We start from the raw sequence: 2259 nt of genomic DNA, 5'->3' as shown, positions 1-2259 counted from the left end.
ATCCTCGTCGGCCACTCCATGGGCGGGATGATCGCCGCCGAGATGGCCGCGGTGCAGCCCAACGACATCTCGCGCCTGGCGCTGATCGCCCCGGCCGGGCTGTGGATGGACGAGCACCCGATCGCCGACCTGTTCGCCATGATGCCCTACGAGGCGCCGGCGCTGTTGTTCCACGACGCCGAGGCCGGCGCGGCCATGCTGACCGCCGGCCGCAACGTGGAGGATCCCAACTTCCTGCAGACCTACCTGGTGACCAACGCCCGTCAGCTGGGCATGGCCGGGCGGATCCTCTTCCCTATCCCCGAGCGGGGGCTCTCAACGCGCCTCTACCGGATCAAGGCCAGGACAGTGGTCGTCTGGGGCGACAGCGACCGGATGATCCCGCCGCCCTACGCCCACGCCTTCAAGCGCGCCATCGCCGGCGCTGAGCTGGTCTCCATTCCCGAGGCCGGGCACATGGTGGTGCTGGAGAAGCCCGCGGAGGTCGCGCAGGCGATCGCGCGGCTGGCCTAGGCGACCCGTCGAGGCCGTCCGGCGGCGTAGATCCGGTGGGTTTCCGGCCGCGGCGGACATCCGCGAAATGAGTAATCAGCCGAGTAACTGCGCGCTTTCTGCAACTTCGCCGTCAGCGGCAAATCACCTAGTGGCCAAGTTCTGAGCTTCACCGGCTCAGCGACCGTCGGCCCATAGCCGTCGGCGAGTGTCTACTGGGGGATAGTAATTTGCAGTTCAGTTTCGGGCGGCCGCTGATGGCGGCCGTGCTCGTGCTTGCGCCTGCGACGCAGGCGATCGCGCACACCAATTCCATCGGCTACGAGAGCGCCGGTCCCGGCGCCATCACCTTCTGGTACGGGTCCTGGCACGATGACGTGCCGTTCACCGAGGGCTCGTTCCAGCTGCAGGGCGTGGACGTGGCCTACGACGAGACGGTCAGCTTTTCGCTGCTGTCGAATGACAAGCCGGCCGGCTTGATCGACGGCGAGACCAACTTCTTCTCGAATGGAAGCAGCCTGACCGGCACGCCGAGCGGCGGCACCTACACGTGGCAGGGCGTGTCCTTCACCGGCCTCTCCGCGGGCACCTACACCTTCACCTACATCCCGATCGCCTCCCCCACCGCCGAGTGGGAGCCGGCCGACTCCATCATACTCTCGAGCACCGTTTCGCTCAGCGCCGAACTCATCGGCGAGCCCGAGGTCGGCACCATCGACACCTCGAAGGAGACCTTCACCCAGGAGGACGCGGAAGCGGCCGCCGGGCGGCCGCTGGTGTTCGACGGCGGCACGCTCGCGCCAAGCCAGTCCATGACCTTCGACCAGTCGGCGACGCTGAACGCTGACGGCGGCACGGTCGACAGCTCCAACGGCGACCTGGCCTTCACCGGGCCGATCGAGGGCGACGGCGCGCTCACCAAGAAGGGGGCCGGCACCGTCACCCTGACCGGCGCCAACGCCTACCGCGGCGGCACGACCATCCAGGGCGGCACGCTTGTGGGGAACTCCCAGAGCCTGCAGGGCCAAATCGTCAACAACGCCAACCTGGTGTTCGAGCAAGCCAACGACGGCGTTTTCACCGGGACCATCTCCGGCGCCGGCACGCTGAACAAGAATGGCGGCGGCGTGCTCACCCTGACCGGCGCCCACACCTACACCGGCGGCACGAGCATCCAGGGCGGCACGCTGGCGGGAAACACCCAGAGCCTGCAGGGGCCGATCGTCAACAACGCCAATCTGGTGTTCAACCAGGCAAGCAACGGCGCCTTCACCGGGACTATCTCCGGCACGGGCACGCTGAACAAGAACGGCGCTGGCGTGCTCACCCTGACCGGCGCCCACAGCTACACCGGCCCGACGTTCGCCAATCAAGGCGTGCTGGTGATCAACGGCCAGGTCGGCAGTTCGCCGGTCAACATCCTCTCAGGCGCGCGCCTGGGCGGTACGGGCCGCATCGGCGGCCTCACCGTCCAGAGCGGCGGGGCGGTCACGCCGGGCAACTCGATCGGGACGCTGCAGGTCGCGGGCCCGGTGACCTTCCAGGCCGGCTCGGTCCTCCAGATCGAAGCCAACGCCGCCGGCCAGTCCGACGTCATCGCCGCGACCGGCCCGGCCACCCTGCAGGGCGGCACGGTCCAGGTGCTGGCGGAGGCCGGCGCCTATCAGCCGGTCACCACCTACAAGATCCTGACCGCTAGCAGCGTGGGCGGCCAGTTCGCCGGCGCGACGTCCAACCTCGCGTTCCTGACGCCCCTGCTGTCTTACG

General features: G+C 68.4%; 2 protein-coding genes. Both read left to right on the top strand.

The window, feature by feature from the left end; translation table 11 throughout:
* Window positions 1-513, top strand: a 513-nt coding sequence (locus tag VHK87_RS02130) for an alpha/beta fold hydrolase (RefSeq protein ID WP_329633247.1), incomplete at its 5' end; no start/stop codon positions are given.
* A gap of 236 nt (window positions 514-749) precedes the next feature.
* The coding region (locus VHK87_RS02125; RefSeq protein WP_329633246.1) for an autotransporter-associated beta strand repeat-containing protein at window positions 750-2259 on the top strand (1510 nt) is incomplete at its 3' end.

The organism is Phenylobacterium sp., assembly GCF_036263695.1.
In the GTDB taxonomy this organism is placed as follows: Bacteria; Pseudomonadota; Alphaproteobacteria; order Caulobacterales; family Caulobacteraceae; genus Phenylobacterium.
Note: the sequence above shows the minus strand (reverse complement) of the source record. Positions and strands in the feature narration are given on the sequence as shown.